17 protein-coding genes are annotated in these 17,153 nt (G+C 71.8%); 14 read left to right on the forward strand and 3 right to left on the reverse strand.

Annotated features, from left to right (window positions below):
* The first annotated feature begins 377 nt into the window (after positions 1 to 377).
* The 10 genes from ACIGCK_RS10185 to ACIGCK_RS10230 all read left to right on the forward strand — a co-directional run bounded on the left by ACIGCK_RS10185 (position 378) and on the right by ACIGCK_RS10230 (position 9,160).
* Positions 378 to 842: a prepilin-type N-terminal cleavage/methylation domain-containing protein gene (locus ACIGCK_RS10185; protein ID WP_396665846.1), complete on the forward strand. Its 465-nt coding sequence runs from the start codon at positions 378 to 380 to the stop codon at positions 840 to 842.
* 81 nt (positions 843 to 923) lie between these two features.
* Entirely contained in the window at positions 924 to 1,340 is a 417-nt protein-coding gene (locus tag ACIGCK_RS10190) for a prepilin-type N-terminal cleavage/methylation domain-containing protein (protein ID WP_396665848.1), read from the forward strand.
* Positions 1,337 to 1,921, forward strand: a complete 585-nt coding sequence (locus ACIGCK_RS10195) for a hypothetical protein (protein ID WP_396665850.1) — start codon at positions 1,337 to 1,339, stop codon at positions 1,919 to 1,921. Before ACIGCK_RS10190 ends, ACIGCK_RS10195 begins: the two co-directional genes overlap by 4 nt.
* Positions 1,915 to 3,444, forward strand: a complete 1,530-nt coding sequence (locus ACIGCK_RS10200; protein WP_396665852.1) for a hypothetical protein — start codon at positions 1,915 to 1,917, stop codon at positions 3,442 to 3,444. Before ACIGCK_RS10195 ends, ACIGCK_RS10200 begins: the two co-directional genes overlap by 7 nt.
* Complete coding sequence (locus ACIGCK_RS10205; protein ID WP_396665854.1) at positions 3,441 to 4,268, forward strand: prepilin peptidase; 828 nt, start codon at positions 3,441 to 3,443, stop codon at positions 4,266 to 4,268. The genes ACIGCK_RS10200 and ACIGCK_RS10205 overlap by 4 nt, the downstream gene beginning before the upstream one ends.
* A gap of 19 nt (positions 4,269 to 4,287) precedes the next feature.
* Positions 4,288 to 5,385: a type IV pilus biogenesis protein PilM gene (gene pilM, locus ACIGCK_RS10210; protein WP_396665855.1), complete on the forward strand. Its 1,098-nt coding sequence runs from the start codon at positions 4,288 to 4,290 to the stop codon at positions 5,383 to 5,385.
* On the forward strand, positions 5,370 to 6,119 hold the full coding sequence (locus ACIGCK_RS10215) for a hypothetical protein (RefSeq protein WP_396665856.1): 750 nt from the start codon (positions 5,370 to 5,372) through the stop codon (positions 6,117 to 6,119). The genes pilM and ACIGCK_RS10215 overlap by 16 nt, the downstream gene beginning before the upstream one ends.
* Positions 6,116 to 6,775, forward strand: a complete 660-nt coding sequence (locus ACIGCK_RS10220; RefSeq protein WP_396665857.1) for a hypothetical protein — start codon at positions 6,116 to 6,118, stop codon at positions 6,773 to 6,775. The genes ACIGCK_RS10215 and ACIGCK_RS10220 overlap by 4 nt, the downstream gene beginning before the upstream one ends.
* A gap of 10 nt (positions 6,776 to 6,785) precedes the next feature.
* Positions 6,786 to 7,922: a type IV pilus twitching motility protein PilT gene (locus tag ACIGCK_RS10225; RefSeq protein WP_396665859.1), complete on the forward strand. Its 1,137-nt coding sequence runs from the start codon at positions 6,786 to 6,788 to the stop codon at positions 7,920 to 7,922.
* A complete protein-coding gene (locus tag ACIGCK_RS10230; protein WP_330171516.1) occupies positions 7,922 to 9,160 on the forward strand; it encodes a type II secretion system F family protein in 1,239 nt (412 codons plus the stop codon). The genes ACIGCK_RS10225 and ACIGCK_RS10230 overlap by 1 nt, the downstream gene beginning before the upstream one ends.
* 12 nt (positions 9,161 to 9,172) lie before the next feature.
* Here ACIGCK_RS10230 and ACIGCK_RS10235 read toward each other — a convergent pair whose 3' ends face one another.
* A complete protein-coding gene (locus ACIGCK_RS10235; RefSeq protein WP_396665861.1) occupies positions 9,173 to 10,840 on the reverse strand; it encodes a GspE/PulE family protein in 1,668 nt (555 codons plus the stop codon).
* A 129-nt stretch (positions 10,841 to 10,969) separates the two neighbouring features.
* On the opposite strand from ACIGCK_RS10235, the gene ACIGCK_RS10240 reads away from it, so the two are divergent.
* Positions 10,970 to 12,019 carry a YihY/virulence factor BrkB family protein gene (locus tag ACIGCK_RS10240; RefSeq protein WP_396665863.1) on the forward strand — a complete coding sequence of 350 codons (1,050 nt, stop codon included), beginning with the start codon at positions 10,970 to 10,972 and terminating at the stop codon, positions 12,017 to 12,019.
* Complete coding sequence (locus tag ACIGCK_RS10245; protein WP_396665864.1) at positions 12,016 to 12,765, forward strand: NAD(P)H-hydrate epimerase; 750 nt, start codon at positions 12,016 to 12,018, stop codon at positions 12,763 to 12,765. The genes ACIGCK_RS10240 and ACIGCK_RS10245 overlap by 4 nt, the downstream gene beginning before the upstream one ends.
* Here ACIGCK_RS10245 and ACIGCK_RS10250 read toward each other — a convergent pair.
* Complete coding sequence (locus ACIGCK_RS10250) at positions 12,753 to 13,484, reverse strand: glutamine amidotransferase (protein WP_396665866.1); 732 nt, start codon at positions 13,482 to 13,484, stop codon at positions 12,753 to 12,755. The genes ACIGCK_RS10245 and ACIGCK_RS10250 overlap by 13 nt on opposite strands.
* Before the next feature lie 3 nt (positions 13,485 to 13,487).
* Positions 13,488 to 16,007: an alpha-glucan family phosphorylase gene (glgP, locus tag ACIGCK_RS10255; protein ID WP_396665868.1), complete on the reverse strand. Its 2,520-nt coding sequence runs from the start codon at positions 16,005 to 16,007 to the stop codon at positions 13,488 to 13,490.
* Positions 16,008 to 16,100: 93 nt separating this feature from the next.
* On the opposite strand from glgP, the gene ACIGCK_RS10260 reads away from it, so the two are divergent.
* The gene (locus ACIGCK_RS10260) at positions 16,101 to 16,316 is read left to right on the forward strand and encodes a response regulator (protein WP_330171522.1); all 216 of its coding nucleotides are present in this window, start codon (positions 16,101 to 16,103) and stop codon (positions 16,314 to 16,316) included.
* 19 nt (positions 16,317 to 16,335) lie between these two features.
* On the forward strand, positions 16,336 to 16,950 hold the full coding sequence (locus tag ACIGCK_RS10265; protein ID WP_396666160.1) for a CYTH domain-containing protein: 615 nt from the start codon (positions 16,336 to 16,338) through the stop codon (positions 16,948 to 16,950).
* Positions 16,951 to 17,153 lie beyond the last annotated feature (203 nt).

Consider the following 17,153-nt stretch of genomic DNA (forward strand, 5'->3'; position numbering starts at 1 on the left):
GTTCGGCGCCCCGTAGCCCCTCCCTCTTGCGCGGGGCGTCGAACATCCCGCCCCCGGATCCCGTCGGGGTCCGGGGGCGCGGGAGTACCCGAAAAGATGAGAACCCTCTGGCAACAGATGAGAGCTATCTCATATATGTGTAACAACCTTGTTTCGCGTGTGGGGCGAATGTGACTGGTGTTGCATATGGGAAGAATGGTGCTTCACCAGGGATTCTATCGATCGACGTGTCGACCGCGCACGCCGTTGTTCACCCCGCGGCCACTGCATTCCGTGTTTCACATCGAGATCGTCGCTTGACTCAAAGATGAGAAGTCCCTAATGATTCCCTCCGAGAGCACATCCGTTTCGGCGGGTGGCCCTCCGACCCTCGAGACGTGACGATCGTCCCCGCGAACGCCGCCGACCGAGGGTTCGATCTCTTATTCGGGCAATCAAGGGGAGTACTCAGCATGCGTTCATTCGTTCGCACCTACATCCAGGCGGAGCGCAAGCGCCGCGAAGAATCCGGCGAGAAGGGCTTCTCGCTCATCGAGCTCATCGTCGTCGTCGTGATCCTCGGCGTCCTCGCCGCCGTGGCGATTCCCGTCTTTCTCGGCATCCAGGACGATGCGGAGCAGAGCGCGCTCGACGCAGTGGCCGCGAACGGTGCCTCCCAGGCGGCCGCAGCGCTCGCGCAGGGTGAAACGCCAACCTTTGGCAATCTGAGCGATGACGATGTCATCGTGACGATCAGTGCCACCCCGACCCTCGACGCTTTCTGTGTGACAGCGACCGAGGCTTCTGAGGGCACAGCAGTGTCAGGCGGCCGCACGGCCACTTCCGGCCCGAGCTGTTCCTGACCTCGGCGTCCCTTTGATGCGCGGGACCCGGGCCGACAGGCCCGGCCCCGCGCATCCGTCCATCCGGCGGGGAGGCCCGCGATGCGACAGCACGACACCCGCGAAGACGGCTTCAGCGCCGTAGAGCTCGTGATCGCGATGTTCCTCGTCGCGATCCTGGCCCTCGCGCTGCTGCCGCTGCTCATGACCGGCACCCGCACGAGCGACACCAACCGCTCGCTCGTCGCGGCGACGGCCTTCGCGTCGGCGCAGCTCGCGCCGATCCGCGCCGACTTCGCACCGCACGAGCTCGCCACGACCTGCACGTCGGTGCAGAGCGCGGCCGTCACGGCGAGACCGGGTCCGTCCGGATCGGGCCTGCTCGCCGACGTCCTCGTCTCCGGCTGCCCCGGCGAATACCCCGGCACCGTCACGGTCACGGCGATCGCGTACGCATCGGCGTCGCCGGGCTCGCCCCTCGCCACTGTCGCGACACGCATCGTCGTCTCCGCCCCATGACCCTCCGACCCGGAGTCATCATGCGCACCATCCCCGCTCCGCATGGCGAGAGCGCCGGCTCCTCCCCGGACGCCGGCATCACGCTCGTCGAGCTCATCGTCACGGTCTCCGTCAGCGTGCTCTTCCTCGGTCTCATGGCCTCCCTGTTCGGAGCCGGGATGCAGGGCGTGCAGGCCACCCGCGAGCGCGACGCCGCGACCGGCGCAGCGCAGGTGATCACCGACTCCCTGCAGGCGTCGGTGCGCAACGCCGACGCGGTGAGCGTGAGCGGATCGGTGCTGCGGGCGCGAGTGGCGACGGGGCCCTCCGGATGGGAGTGCCGAGCGTGGGCCCTGACGCCCGACGGATCGCTCACCTATCGTGCTCAGGCGACGGGACCGATCGACTCCGACCCCGCGACGTGGGGCGTGCTGGCGCGGGGAGTCAGCGGAAACCTCGCCGGCGGGGTGCCGTTCACCTACGCCGGGCAGGGGGGCGAGGTCGACATCGCGCTCATCGTGACCGCCGGCTCCGTGAGCGTTCCGGTCACCGCCGCCGTCGCTCCGCAGGCCCTCTCCGAAGCGGCGCCGTCCTCATGCTGACCCTGCGCCGGGCCCCCCAGCACACCGGAGATCCCGCCGATCGCGGCTCCACGCTCGTGGTCGTGCTCGTCGTCATGCTCGTCCTGAGCATCGGGGCGCTCTCGGGTGCCACGATCGTGACCAACACGACCGCGTCGCTCGTCGGCAGCCGTTCGAACGCCGAGGCGCGGGCGGCCGCCGACGCCGGGCTCGCGGATGCCGTCGCGGCCGCCCGGCGCACCTCGTCGGTGTGCGGTCTCACGCTCGCGCACGACGCACCGCCACGCTACGAGGCCGCCACGATCTGCGAGGGCGAGCGGGCTCGATTCGTCGCGACCGGCTTCGGAGCGGACGGGCGATCCGTGACCGTCGAGGCGGTCTACCGGTTCAGCGCGGAGGATGTCGGCGGCGCCGGCGACATGGTGTTCTTCGGCAAGACGACGTTCACCGACGAGGTGCTCACCCACACGCTCGACGACGAGTTGCTCTCGATCGTGATCCCGACGGGCGACTTCACGTGCCAGGCGGTCATCCCGGCCAACATCATCCTGAGCGGGAACTTCATCACGCGCGGCGGCTGCGACGTCATGGGGGCCGTCGTGGCGGGCGGCACCATGGACATGTCCAACGCATCCGACACCGTACGCGGCAGCGTGTCGGTCGCCGGCACGGGGACCAACATCGTGCGGGGCACGGTGGGCGGAACCCTCACGGCCACCGGCTCGATCGAGTTCGGCTGGGACAGCAAGACGGTGGGAGGAGACCTCCTCGCGGCCGGGGACGTCAAACTCTCCCGCCAGCACCTGCAGGGATCGCTCACGCTTCCCTCCGGCCGCACCCTCACCATGAACGAGGGCACGGTCGCGGGCGTCATCAACCGACCGGCGTCCGTATCGCCGCCCGCCGCCGCGCCGACGTTCGACCCGTGGTTCGACTACCGGTACCAGGCCTCCGACTGGCCGGGCTACTCCGTCATCACCCTCGCGGCATCCGGAAGCGGGCCTGGCACGTGCGCGTTCTTCAACTCCCACCCCGCGACGGGCTGGCACGACCTCGACGATCTCCCGGGGCCCACGATCCTCGACGCGCGCGCGTGCTCGGAGCTGAGCTCCAACAGCGGGACGCAGCCGAACGTGGCACTCGGGCACAACCTCGTGCTGCTGGCGAAGAAGTTCAACCTCACGCAGCTGACGTTCACGGCGGCATCCGGCGCCGAACCCCACGTCTGGTTCATCGTCGAGGACACGACGGCGAACGGCCTTCCCACCTGCTCTTCGGGCAGGGACATCCTGATCAACGGCACCGTCATGAGCGCCGGCGTGACGGCGATGGCCTACACGCCCTGCGAGATCGACGTGGCGGGAATGGGCTACGACTCATGGAAGGGCGCCTTCTACGGCGGCTCGTTCGACTACGGCGGGGGGCTGTCGTTCTACGGCGACCCGATCCTGCTCCCCGGGATGCCCTCCGGAAGCAACGACGACGACGGCGGGGGCGGGGCTCAGGCCCTCGGCGAGCTGCTCTCCCAGAGGGACGTGCCATGACCCCCGCCCTGCAGGCGTACTTGCTCGTCCTCGCCGGCGTCTTCGGCCTGGTCATCGGGTCGTTCCTCAACGTCGTCGTCTACCGCGTCCCCGCGGGGATCCCGCTCACCGGGTCCAGCCGTTGCCCCGCGTGCGGGGCCCCCGTGCGCGCGTGGCAGAACGTCCCCGTGCTCTCGTGGATCGTGCTGCGCGGCCGGTGCGCCTCGTGCGGCACGGGCATCTCGCCTCGCTACCCGCTGGTCGAGCTCGCTACGGCGCTCGCCTTCGTCGGAGTGGTGTGGGCGGCCATGGATGCCGAGCGGCTCTCGGGCACCCCGGTGTACAGCGCGCCGCTCGTCGCCGCCTTCCTCTGGTTCGCGGCGGCGGGCATCGCGCTCGCCCTCGTCGACCTCGACACGCTGCGTCTGCCGCGCAGCATCGTGATCCCCACGTTCGCGGTGGCGGCGGCGCTCTTCGCCGTCGCGTGCGTGCTGGGCGTGCCGTGGGCGATCTTCGGCCGCGCAGCGATCGGGGCGGCGGCGCTCTACGCCTTCTACTTCCTGCTGCGGTGGATCCGCCCCGACGGGATGGGCGGGGGAGACGTCACCCTCGCGGCCGTCGTCGGCCTCTACCTCGGGTGGCTGGGGTGGGGTGCCCTCGTCGTGGGCGCCTTCGCCGCGTTCCTGCTCGGCGGCGTGTACGGCGTCATCCTGCTGCTGACCCGCCGTGCCGGACGCCGGCAGGCGATCCCGTTCGGCCCGTGGATGCTGGCGGGCGCGTGGGTGGGCATCGTTGCGGGCGAGCAGATCGCCCGCGCGTACATCGACTGGGCGATTCCCGCCTGAGCGGGAAGAGGGGGACATCGTGGCGAAGACACGCATCGCGCTGGAGATCACCGAGGAGAGCGTCCGCGCGGTCGAGGTGAGCACGGGGCGCACCCCCGCGGTCGTGGCGGCGGCCGAGGTGCCGCTGCCGCCGGGCGCCGCGCGCGACTCCGAGGTGCTGGACCCGGATGCCGTGGCCGTCGCCGTCAAGCAGCTCTGGTCGCGCGGGGGATTCCGCGCACGACGCGTCGTGCTCGCGATCGCCAGTCGCCGCATCCTCGTCCGCGAGCACGTCGCGCCCGCCATGAAGCCCGAGCACCTGCGCCAGGCGCTGCCCTTCCAGGTGCAGGACCTGCTGCCCGTTCCCGTCGCGCAGGCCGTGCTCGATTTCTATCCCACGCTGGAGCACGACGGGAAGATCCACGGCCTGCTCGTGGCCGCCGTCGCCGAGACGGTCGAGACCCTCATCCGCACGCTCGCGAAGGCACGCCTGAAGGTCGACGTCGTCGACCTCGCCCCCTTCGGCCTCGCCCGGGCCGCGCAGAAGCTCGCCCCGACCGACTGCGTCGCCATGGTGCACCTCGGCGATCACACGAGCTGCGTCGTGATCGTGGATGCCGGCGTGCCGCGCTTCGTGCGCATCATCCCCGCGACGCTGCCGACCGCGGTCGTGCGGGGTCGCGCGGACGCGGCCCGTGCGGGCGCCGGCGATCCGTCCGTGCCCGCACCCGTGCGCGAGCTGGCGCTGGCGGGCGGGACGTCGGGCGCGGCCGACGGCGCCCCGAGCCTCGACACGCCGTCGGTCCCCACCCTGCGCGCACGGGCGTCGGCGCGCGCGGGATCGCTCGATCCCGTCGTGGCGGAGATGGTGGCGCGCGTGCACGACACGATCACGTTCTACGACGAGCGGCCCGGCACGATCCGCCCGGTCTCCGGCGTCTTCGTCAGCGGCGCGGGATTCGCCGCCTCCGGCATGGACGCGGCGCTCGGCGAGGCCATGCGGGTGCCGATGCTCGCGGTCACCGCCGGTGAGCTGCTGCCGGGGCCGGGGGCGCCGTCCGAGGGCGATCTGCCGCTCGACCTGGTGCCCGCGCTCGGTGTGCTCCTGAGGGAGGTGCCTGCGTGGTCTCGCGCCTGACGCCGCGCCGCAGGCAGCTGCGCCTGCCGCTGAACCGGCGCGCCGCCGTGTCTGCGATGACGCGCCCGCCCACCGTCGACCTCATGCCCCGCAGCGAGACGCAGCGCCGAGAGCGCGACGCCCTGCTGCGCCGGTGGGGCTGGGGACTCGTCGCCGCTCTCGCCGGCATCCTGGCCCTCAGCGCCGCCGCCTACACGATGACCCTCGCCGCCGACCAGCGTCACGCCGCCGCGCAGACCCGCACGACCGAGCTGCTCGCCCAGTTGGCGACGCTGCAGGACGTGCGTCGGGCGCTGTCGACCGAGGCGGAGCTCACCGCCTTCCGCTCGGAGGCGATGGCCGCCGATCTCCGGTGGCAGGGCGTGTTCGACACCCTCGCGCCCGCCCTGCCGGAGGGGGTCGGGCTGACGGGCTTCGATCTCACCGTCGGAGGGGTGCCGGTCGGGGAGGAGGAGCGGGAGGCCACGCCGGGCCTCGAAGGCAGCCTGACGCTCGCCTCACCCACCGCGATCGACATCGCTCCCGCCGTCCGCGCGGTGCGCGCGCTTCCCGGCGTGCTCTCGGCGGACGCCCGCGACGTCACGTCGGAGACCGGCGAGGGGGCGGCGCGCACGTACGTCTACGGGCTCACCGTGACCTTCGACCAGAGCGTGTACTCCGACGCGTACGCGCCCGCCGCCGACGGCGACCCCGCCGCCGATGACGCCGTCGCAGAGAGCGAGCCCACCGGATGATCGCCAAACAGCTCATCAACGTCGCCGGCGCGCTCGTCGTGCTGGGCGCACTGCTGGCCGGGGTGCTCCTCGCCGCGCTGCCGCTGTTCCTCAAGGCCGACCAGACCCACCAGGCGGCGGCCACCGTCGAGCAGGGCAACGTCGTGTACGACGCGCAGGTGCAGTCGCTCCGCGCCGACGCCGCCCGCTTCGACGCGATCTCGGCGGACGTCGCCGAGCTGCGCGAGCAGATCCCCGCCGACGTCCGGAGCGACGACGTCTTCGAGATCGTCGGTGCCGCGGCCGCCGAGACCGGCGTGACCATCGTGAGCGTCGCCGCCGTCGACCCGGAGACGTGGACCGAGCCCGCCGCGGCCGACTCCGACCAGCAGGATGCCGCGGCCACCGTGCCCGAGGAGGCCGCGGCATCCACCCCCGCCCCCGCACCGTCGGCCCCGCCCGGCGCGGAGCCCGCTCCCGACGCGGAATCGCCGCGCACGCAGGTGCCCTTCTCGATCGCCGTGCAGGCCGCCGACCCGGCGCAGGCGGTCGCCTTCATCGACGCGCTCGGCCGCGGTCCGCGACTCGTCTCGATCGAGCACGCCGCGCTCTCGCCCACGACCGACGGCTACGACCTGACCGTCGCCGCACTGACCTTCGTCCGACTGGACGGCTGAGGAGGCCCCGATGACCCCCACCCTCGACCCGATCCTGCACGCCGCGGCATCCGCCCGCGCGTCCGACGTGCACCTCACGGCCGGCGCGCCGGCGCAGCTGCGCATCGACGGCGACCTCGCCCCCGTGCCGGGGTTCACGGAGCCGTTGCCGGCCGCGTGGCTCGAGGCGGCCGTCGCGGGAATCCTCACGCCCGACCAGCGCGCCGACTTCGCCGCGCACGGCGAGGTCGACCTCTCCTATACGGCTGCGGATCTCGGGCGCTTCCGCGTCAACGTCTTCCGCCAGGTGGGGCAGACCGCCGTCGCGCTGCGCTTCATCAACACCCGCGTCTCGACACTCGCCGAGCTCGGCGCTCCGGCCATCTGCGGCGACCTCGCGCTGCGGCCCCGAGGCCTCGTGCTCGTCACGGGCCCCACCGGCTCGGGGAAGTCGACGACGCTCACGGCGATGGTCGACATCATCAACTCGACGCTGCCCGCGCACGTCATCACGATCGAGGACCCGATCGAGTTCCAGCACACGAGCAAGCGCTCGCTCGTCCACCAGCGCGAGATCGGCACCGACACGGCCTCGTTCGCCGAAGCGCTGCGGCGCATCCTGCGTCAGGACCCCGACGTGATCCTCATCGGCGAGCTGCGCGACCAGGAATCCATCCACACCGCGCTCTCGGCCGCCGAGACCGGCCACCTCGTGCTCTCCACGCTGCACACGCAGGGCGCGGCGAAGAGCATCAACCGCATCGTGGACGTCTTCCCCTCGCACCAGCAGGATCAGATCCGCACGCAGCTGGGCGACACGCTGCAGGGGATCATCAGTCAGAGCCTCCTGCCCCTCGCGCAGCGCGCCGGCCGCACGATCGCGACCGAGGTGCTCGTGAACACGCCCGCCGTCGCCAACCTCATCCGCGAGGGGCAGGTGGGTCAGCTCTACTCGGCCATGCAGGCGGGATCGGCTCTCGGGATGCACACCCTCGATCAGGATCTGCGCCGCCTCGTCGAGGCCGGAACCGTCTCCCTCGCCGTGGCGAAGAGCTATGCGGCCGATCCCAAGAGCCTCGACGACGTGCGCGTGCGACCCGCAGAGCTCGACGCCGATGCGTGGTCGATGCACGGGGGCGAGCGGCAGCTCTCCGGCTGGAGCCAGTGATGCCGAGCATCCAAGAGTTCAGCTACCGGGCCGTCGACCTCACGGGCGGGGGCGTCGTCAAGGGCGTCATCGAGGCCGCCGGCGAGCACGCCGTCACCGCGAAGCTGCGCGCCCAGGGGCTCACGCCGCTGCAGGTCTCCGCCGTGTCGAAGACGGGGCTGAACGCCGAGCTGCAGATCCCCGGCTTCGAGAAGCGCGTCAAGGTCGCCGAGCTGGCGATGTTCGCCAAGCAGATGGCAGGGCTCACCAACGCCGGCCTGCCGCTCATGCGCACCCTGTCGATCCTCATCGAGCAGACCGAGGACAAGACGCTGCAGCGCGCCCTCGTGTCGGTGCATGCGGATGTCGAGTCGGGGTCGTCGTTCTCGGCGGCGCTCGCGCGGCATCCCAAGGTCTTCCCGCCCCTGCTCATCAGCATCGTGCGGGTGGGGGAGACCGGCGGATTCCTCGGGCAGTCGCTCGCGTCGATCGCGAAGACCTACGCGGGGGAGGCGGAGCTGCAGAACAAGATCCGCACGGCGACGACCTACCCGATGGTCGTGCTCGTGGTCGCGCTCGTGGGCGTCCTGGCGATGGTGACGTTCATCGTGCCGATCTTCGAGGGCATGTTCGCGGGGATGGGATCGGAGCTGCCGCTGCCGACTCAGCTGCTCGTGACGCTGTCCAAGAACATGATGTGGATCCTGCCGCTGCTGGGCGTTGCGGCCGGGCTGGGCTGGGTCTGGTGGGTGCGCAACCGCACGACCGATCGGGTGCGGCGCGTCATGGACCCGCTGAAGCTGCGGATGCCGGTGTTCGGCACACTGGTGACGAAGATCGCCGTCGCGCGGTTCGCCCGGAGCCTCTCGATGATGCTGCACGCGGGCGTGCCGCTGCTGCAGGCCCTGGCGATCGTGGGACAGGCATCCAACAACTGGGCCGTCGAGCGCGCGGTCCACGACATCCAGGATTCGGTCCGGCAGGGCCGGTCGTTCTCGGTGCCGCTGGCCAAGGCGGGCGTGTTCCCCCCGATGGTCGCCCAGATGGTGTCGGTCGGGGAGGAGTCGGGAACCCTCGCCGACATGCTCGCGAGCATCGCCGACGTCTACGAGAACGAGGTCGAGACCGCGACCGACCAACTCGCGTCGACGATCGAACCCGTGCTCATCGTGGGCATCGGCATCATCATCGGCGGCATGGTCGTCTCGCTGTACATGCCGATCTTCAGCCTCTACGGCGAGATGGGCGCCACCGGCTGAGCGCGACGCCGCTCACGCCGCGACGCGCAGCACCTCTTCGATCGTCGTCAGCCCCTGCGCCACCTTGACCCAGCCGTCCTCGCGCAGCGAGGTCATGCCCTGCGCGAGCGCGGTCTGGCGGATCTCGGTGCCGGTCGCGCGCGTCACGACGAGCTGCTCGATCTCCTCGGTGAGCGTCATCACCTCGTGCAGCGCGATCCGGCCGCGGTAGCCCGTGCCCGAGCACGCGGGGCACCCGACCGCGCGGAACAGCTGCGGCGGGTCGGCGGGGTCGTGCGGGAACCCCAGCGCCGAGAGCACGCCGGTGGGTTCGGTGACGGGCCCGCGGCAGCGCACGCACAGCCGCCGCGCGAGGCGCTGGGCGACGACCGCGGTGAGCGCCGTCGCGACGAGGAACGGCTCGCAGCCGATCTCGATCAGCCGCGTCAGGGCGCTGGGGGCGTCGTTGGTGTGCAGCGTCGAGAGCACGAGGTGGCCGGTCAGCGAGGCCTCGATCGAGATGACGGCGGTCTCGTGGTCGCGGATCTCGCCGACGAGCACGACGTCGGGATCGCTGCGCAGGATCGACCGCAGCGCCGCATCGAACGTCAGGCCCGCCCGGTTGTTGACCTGCACCTGATTGATGCCGGCGATCCGGTACTCCACGGGGTCTTCGACGGTGATGACGTTGACCTTGGGGTTCGCGACGTCCCGCAGCGCCGTGTAGAGGGTCGTCGACTTGCCCGACCCGGTCGGCCCCGTCACGAGCACCATGCCGTGGGGGCGATGGATCGCCTCCGCGAAGCGCTCGAGGTTCGCGGGCGACATCTGCAGATCGCTCATCGCCATGCTCTGCCCCGAGGTGTCGAGGATGCGCATGACGATCTTCTCGCCCCACACGGTCGGCAGCGTCGCCACGCGCAGGTCGATCTGGCGTCCCTCGTGCTGAACCGAGAGCCGGCCGTCCTGCGGGCGGCGCCGCTCGGCGATGTCGATCGACGACATGATCTTCAGCCGCGAGATGATGCCGTCCTGGATGCCGCGGTCGGCGCGCTGCATCTCGTGCAGCACGCCGTCGATGCGGAACCGGACGGTCAGCTCGTGCTCACCCGGCTCGACGTGGATGTCGCTCGCGCGGTCGTTGATGGCCTGCGCGATCAGCAGGTTCACGAACCGGACGATGGGCGCGTCGGCGTCCTGCTCGTCGAGCGACTCGGTGAAGACCGCGCCCGGCGTGGTTCCGGTCTCGCCGATCTGCTCCGACAGGTCGCTGAGCTCCTCATCGGAGCGGAGGTAGCGCTCGAAGGCCTGCTGCAGGGCGTCGGCGGCCACGACCACGGGCTCCACCCGCATATCGGTGAGGCTCGTCACGTCGTCGAGGGCGATGATGTCGGTGGGATCGAGCATCGCGAGGGTGAGGCGTTCGCCGACACGCTCGATGGGGATCACGCGGTAGCGGCGGCAGAGCGCGCCCGGCACGAGCGAGACGATCGACTGGTCGAGCACGGCGTTCGAGAGGTCGACCAGCCGGTTCCCGGTGTGCAGCGCCACCGCCTCTGCCAGCTGCAGCTCGGTCACGACCCGTGAATCGACGAGGTGACGCTCGAGTTCGGGCGTCTCGCCGAACCGGGCGAGCACGGCCGACATGTCGGCGGCGCGCACCGCCCCCGTCAGCACGAGCGTCTGAGCGATTCCGCGCACGAGCCCTCCCTCTCCCGCGGTCATCCTATCCGCGGGAGAGGGGCGGACGGCTGAGCGTCCTCCCGGGGGTGCGCCGCCCGGGTGTCAACCCCGGGCGAGGGATGCCGCGGCAGGCATAGCCTGGGACGCATGGCGCAGACCTCGGCATCCGGTTCGATCATCCAGCGCGCGATCGCGTGGGCGCTGTCTAAGAAGCCCGTGCGCGCCTTCCTGCTCTACTCGGAGCACCGTGGTCCGATGCTCGCCGACAGCGTCACCTACCGGCTCCTGTTCGCGGTCTTCGCCGCCGTGCTGCTGGGGTTCTCCATCGCGGCCCTCTGGCTCGCGGGCAATCCCGTCGCGTGGCAGACGCTGCTCGATGCCGTGAACTCCTTCATCCCGGGTCTCGTCGGCGAGGACGGCATCGTCGATCCCTCCGACATCCAGGCCCCCGCCGGCCTGACCATCACGGGTGTCGCCTCGTCGCTCGGTCTCATCGCGGCGGCGATCGGCTCCGTCTCGCAGGTGCGCGCCGCCATCCGCACCCTCGCCGACGAGCCGAACCAGGACATCTTCATCGTGTGGGCCATGCTGCGAAACCTCGCGGTCGCGATCGGCGTGGCAGTCCTGCTCGCCGTCGCCGCGGGGGTGACGTTCCTCGCCACGGGACTCATCGACGTCGTCGCCGGATGGTTCGGGCTCCCCGCCGATCACCCCCTCGCCGGCTGGGCGACGTGGCTGATGTCCACCGCCGTCGTCTTCGTGATCGACGTGCTCGTGATCGCCGGGGTGTTCGTCGTGCTGTCGGGTCTGAAGGTGTCGGTGCGGACGGTGCTGCCGGGCGCGCTGCTCGGCGGCGTGGGCCTGGTCGTGCTGCAGCAGCTGTCGGGCCTGTTCGTCGGCGGCGCGCGGTCGAACCCGCTGCTCGCCTCCTTCGCCGCCCTCATCGCCCTCCTGCTCTGGTTCAACCTCTCGAGCCAGGTGCTGCTCCTCGCCTCCGCCTACGTGCTGACGGGCATGGAGGAGAAGCAGGATCGAGTGCGGTCCCGCCACGGTTCGGCGACGTTCGCGCAGCGCCGCGTCAAGCGCGCCGAGCGGTCCGTCCAGAAGGCCGCCGACGAGCTGACGGCCGCGCGCCGCGACGAGGAGAAGGAGCGAGAGGACGCGCTCTCGCCATCAGACAAAGGGGACCACCGATGACACAGGATGCGACGCCGCATCGCTCCGAAGGCTCGTCGCCCGCGAGGCTGCCCGCCTACACGGCGGCGGCCGTCCGTGCCGCCGAGAAGCCGCTGCTGGATGCCGGTGAGCCTCTCATGGAGCGCGCCGCCTCCGCCATCGCGGCCGAGGCGCGGGCGATGCTCGACGGCGAGCCGGGCCCCGTCCTGGTTCTGGCCGGCCGCGGCGACAACGGCGGAGACGCGCTCTTCGCGGCCGCCGAGCTGGCGAGCGGGGGATGCCGCGTCGACATGCTCCTCACTTCCGACGGCGCGCACAGCGCGGCGCTCGGGGCGGCGCGCCGCGCGGGTGCGACCTGCCGCTATCTCGACGACGTGCGCGACGCGGCGTTCGGGTACCGGCTCGTGATCGACGGAATCCTCGGCATCGGCACCTCGAACGATCCGGCACTGCGGGGCCTCGCCCGCGCGACCGTCGAGGCACTCGCGCCCGCGATCCGCGCCTCGGACGCCGCCGTGCTCGCCGTCGACCTGCCGAGCGGACTGCACCCCGACACGGGAGAGAGCGACGGCGTCGTCCTCCCCGCTGACACGACCGTGACGATGGGCGCCCTCAAGACCGGCCTCGTCACGGGGCGCGGGCCGGAGTTCGCCGGCCGCATCGTGCTCGTCGACCTGGGGCTGGCGCCGCAGCTGGCCAAGGTCCGGCCCGCCGTGGAGGTCGCGGTCCAGAGCGTCCCGCGCCCGGCGGGGGATCAGCGGGCGTAACGGGACACGAAGTTCGCCAGCACGCGGTCGGTGTGCTCCACCGGCTCCCGCGCGGCGGCGGCCAGGGTCGCCTCGAGTTCGCCCGCGGCGAAGTACCCGTACCCGGCGTAGGCGTGGATGCGGGTCGTGATGCCCGGCAGGTCGAGCTCGGGGTGGAACTGCGTCGCATAGGCGTTCCGCCCGATGCGGAACGCCTGCACGGGGCAGGCGGCCGAACCCGCCAGCAGCACGGCGTGAGGCGGCAGGGTCGACGCCGCCTCCTTATGGCCCACGAACGCCGAGAATCGCGTGGGCATCGAGGCGAAGAGCGGGTCGGCTGCCCCGGCATCCGTCAGCGTGACCGTCGTCACCCCGATGGGCTCGCCGTAGCGGCGGTCGATGACCGCGCCCTGGTGCAGCCCGAGAGTGCCGATGCCGTAGCACGCGCCGAGGAAGGGGATGTCGCGGGCGACGACCTCGTCGAGCAGCGTCGCCAGCTCCGCCTCCGCGCGGCGCTGGGCGGGCGACTTCAGCTCGATCGGATCGGAGGCGTTGTACGGGCCGCCGCCGACGATGATGCCGGAGATCGCGTCGAGGTCCAGCGCGGGCAGGGGGCCCGCCTCGAGTCGGATCCGCACGAGGTCACGCTCGTCGAGACCGCTCGCCCGGAGGAAGAGGGCGTACTCCTCGTCGGCGGGTTCGTCCTCGGCGCGCGTCGCGATCAGGATGAAGGGCTTCACGGGCTACGACGCGGAGGTGACGAGCCCCAGCTCGACATCGGAGACGAGCTGCGGGTGCGTCGGCACCACCCGCACGGTGTAGCCGAACGTGCCCGTCATCTCGAGCGGGAGGAGGCCGCGGAAGGCGGTGACCCCGTCGGGCCGTGCGTCCTCGGGCAAGAGGCGCACGATGTGGCGCTCGGCCGCTATCGCATCGTCGGCGTCCGTCGCGCCGTACACGAGCTGCACGGCGACGTCCTCGGGAGCGAGGCCCCCCAGCGCCACTTCGGCATACACGGGCACGGTGCCGCCCGCCTGCGCCTGCTGCGGGATGCCGGAGCTGTCGACGCTCACGATGTGCACGGCCGGCCAAGCCGCCCTCACGCGCGCGGTGTAGGCGGCGAGCTCCCTGGCGCCCGCGAATCCGTCGGCGCGCAGCGCTGCGTCGTGGACGGCGGCGGGGGTGTAGCGGCGGTCGACGTATTCGCGCACCATGCGGTCGCTCGTCGCCTTCGTGCCGAGGTCGGTCATCGTATGACGCAGCATCGCGAGCCAGCGCCCCGGCATCCCGTGCTGCCGCTCGTAGAACGCCGGGGTGAGCTGGTGCTCGATGAGGTCGTACAGTGCGGCCGCCTCGGCGTCGTCGCGCTCCTCGTCGGACGCGGCGGTGTCGGCCGTGGGGATCGCCCACCCGTTCTCGCCGTCGAACCACTCGTCCCACCAGCCGTCGAGGATCGAGAGGTTCAGCGCTCCGTTGAGCGCCGCCTTCATCCCCGAGGTCCCGCAGGCCTCGAGCGGCCGGAGCGGGTTGTTCAGCCACACGTCGCACCCCGGGTAGAGGGTCTTGGCGAGCGTGATGTCGTAGTCGGGCAGGAAGACGATGCGCCCGCGCACCCGAGGATCGCGGCTGAACCGGACGAGCTGCTGGATGAGGATCTTGCCCGAGTCGTCGGCGGGGTGCGACTTGCCGGCCACGACGATCTGGACGGGGCGATCGGGGTCGGTGAGGATGCGGGTGAGGCGCTCCGGATCGCGCAGCATGAGCGTGAGCCTCTTGTAGGTGGGCACGCGTCGGGCGAAGCCGATGGTCAGGACGCCGGGGTCGAGGATGTCGGGCTGGCAGAGGGCGCTGCGGGCGTGCTCGACGAGCTCGCCCTTCATCGACTGCTTGGCGTCCCAGAGCTCGCGGTCGGAGACGACCGCGGCATCCCGCCAGTCGTGCGTCTCGACGAGCGCGTCTCCGAACGCGCGTTCGCTCAGGGCCTTGAGCGTCGGGTGCAACCAGGTCGGGGGGTGCACGCCGTTCGTGATCGAGGTGATCGGCACCTCGTCGGTGTCGACGCCTGGCCAGAGCCGGCCGAACATGCCGCGGCTCACGCGCCCGTGCAGCAGCGAGACGCCGTTGGCGTGCTGGCCGAGGTGAAGGCCCAGCACGGCCATGTTGAACACGTCGGGATCGCCGCCGTCCCAGCTCTCCAGGCCCAGCTCGAGAGCGCGCTGCGGGTCGACGCCCGCGAGCAGGCCGCCGCCGAGGAACGATGCGACGAGGTCCTTCGGGAAGCGGTCGATGCCGGCGGGCACCGGGGTGTGCGTCGTGAAGACGGTGGATGCCCGCACCTGCGCGAGAGCCGCGCCGAAGTCCAGCCCGTCGCGGGTGATGTACTCCGACATCCGTTCGAGGCCCTGGAACCCCGCGTGACCCTCGTTGGTGTGGTAGACGTCGGGTTCGGGGCGGCCCGAGAGGCGGGTGAAGGCCCGCACCGCTCGCACGCCGCCGACTCCGAGCAGCAGCTCCTGGAGCAGGCGGTGCTCGCCGCCGCCGCCGTAGAGGCGGTCGGTGACGCGGCGCAGCTCCTCGGTGTTCGAGGGCGTCTCCGAGTCGAGGAGGAGGAGGGGCACGCGCCCGATGTCGGCGATCCACACGCGGGCGTGCAGTACGCGGTCGCCGGGGATCGTGAGCGAGATCTCGACGGGCGTGTCGTCGTCCTCTCTCAGCAGGGTGAGACCGAGGCCGTACGGGTCGAGGAGCGGGTAGCTCTCCCGCTGCCAGCCGTCGTCGCCGATGGACTGGCGGAAGTAGCCGGCGCGGTAGAAGAGGCCGACGCCCGTGAGCGGGACGCCGAGGTCGGAGGCGCTCTTGAGGTGGTCGCCCGCGAGGATGCCGAGGCCGCCGGAGTACTGCGGGAGGGAGCCGTCGACCCCGAACTCGGGGGAGAAGTAGGCGATCTGTGCGGGACGATCGCCTTCGATGCGCTGGAACCAGCGCTCGCCGGTCAGGTAGGCGTGCAGCCGCTCGGCCTCCTCGCGCACGCGATCGACGAACGCATCGTCGTCGGCGAGGGCGTCGAGGCGGTCCTGGCCGAGCGCGCCGAGCATGCGCGCGGGGTTCTCGCCGACGCGTTCCCATAGGGCGGCATCCATCGAGGCGAAGAGGGCGTGCGTCGCCCTGCTCCACGACCAGCGCCAGTTCGATGCAAGGGCATCGAGAGCGGCGATCTGCGCGCGCAGGACGGGGCGGACCGTGAACGTGCGGATGGCCTTCACCCGACCGATCATAGGGGGCGGGATGCCGCCGCCGCGCCGCACTTCTCCGCCCTCCCCGGCGCACGCAGGGATAGGCTCCGGGGAGGAGGAACCATGGCTATTGCACGTCTTTCCGGCGGTCCCCTCGACGGTCAGCTGGTGCCGCTCGACGAGCCCGCTCAGGACTCGCTGATCATGCCCTACGCCGAGGGTCAGATCGTGTACCGTCGCGAGGGCTCGCTCGAGCGCACCGGCGAGCACGACGGACCCACGCAGGCGACGTTCGTCTTCGTGGAGGAGACCCAGGAGATCGGGCACTCCGACGACTGAGCCGACACGCTCGATCGAGATCGAGCGCACCTACGACGCCGGCGCGGATGCCGCGCTGCCCGATCTGCGCGCGCTCCCCGGGGTCGCGCGTGTCGACGAGGTGGAGCACCGCGATCTCGACGCCGTCTACCTCGATACGGCCGCGATGACCCTGGCCGCCGCCGCAGTCGCGGTGCGGCGGCGCACGGGGGGTCCCGACGAGGGGTGGCACGTCAAGACCTCCGCACCGGAGGGGCGCCACGAGTACGGCTGGCCGCTCGATGTCGCCGACCTGCCGGACGACCTGTCCGAGATCCAGGTCCCGGCCGGCGTCCGCGAGGCCGTCTCGGTGTGGACGGCCGACGAGCCGCTCTCGCCGCTGGCGCGGGTGCGCAACGCGCGTCGGGCCGTCGCGCTGCGGGACGCTGCGGGGGAGGTCCTCGCGGAGTTCACCGACGACCACGTCGTCGCAACCGACCTGCGGGCGGGGCGGCAGACGCGCTGGCGCGAATGGGAGCTCGAGCTCGGACCCGCCGCCCCGGACGACCCGGCCTGGCGCGAGGAGTTCTTCGCCGCCGCGGATGCCGTGGTGTGCGCCGCCGGGGGAGCCCCGCCCTCGTCGGGGTCGAAGCTGCAGCGCGCGCTGGGCCTCTAGGGCCCCGAGCTCGAACCCCGGATGCCGCGGCGTCCGCACCCGGAGCCCGCGCCCGAAATGCCGTGGTGTCCGCGCCCGAAATGCCGTGGTGTCCGCGCCCGGAGCCGCCCGCTCGGGGGGGGGGGGGGGGGGGGGGGGGGGGGGGGGGGGGGGGGGGGGGGGGGGGGGGGGGGGGGGGGGGGGGGGGGGGGGGGGGGGGCGGG

It is taken from the genome of Microbacterium sp. NPDC078428, from assembly GCF_044542535.1.
GTDB lineage: Bacteria > Actinomycetota > Actinomycetes > Actinomycetales > Microbacteriaceae > Microbacterium > Microbacterium limosum.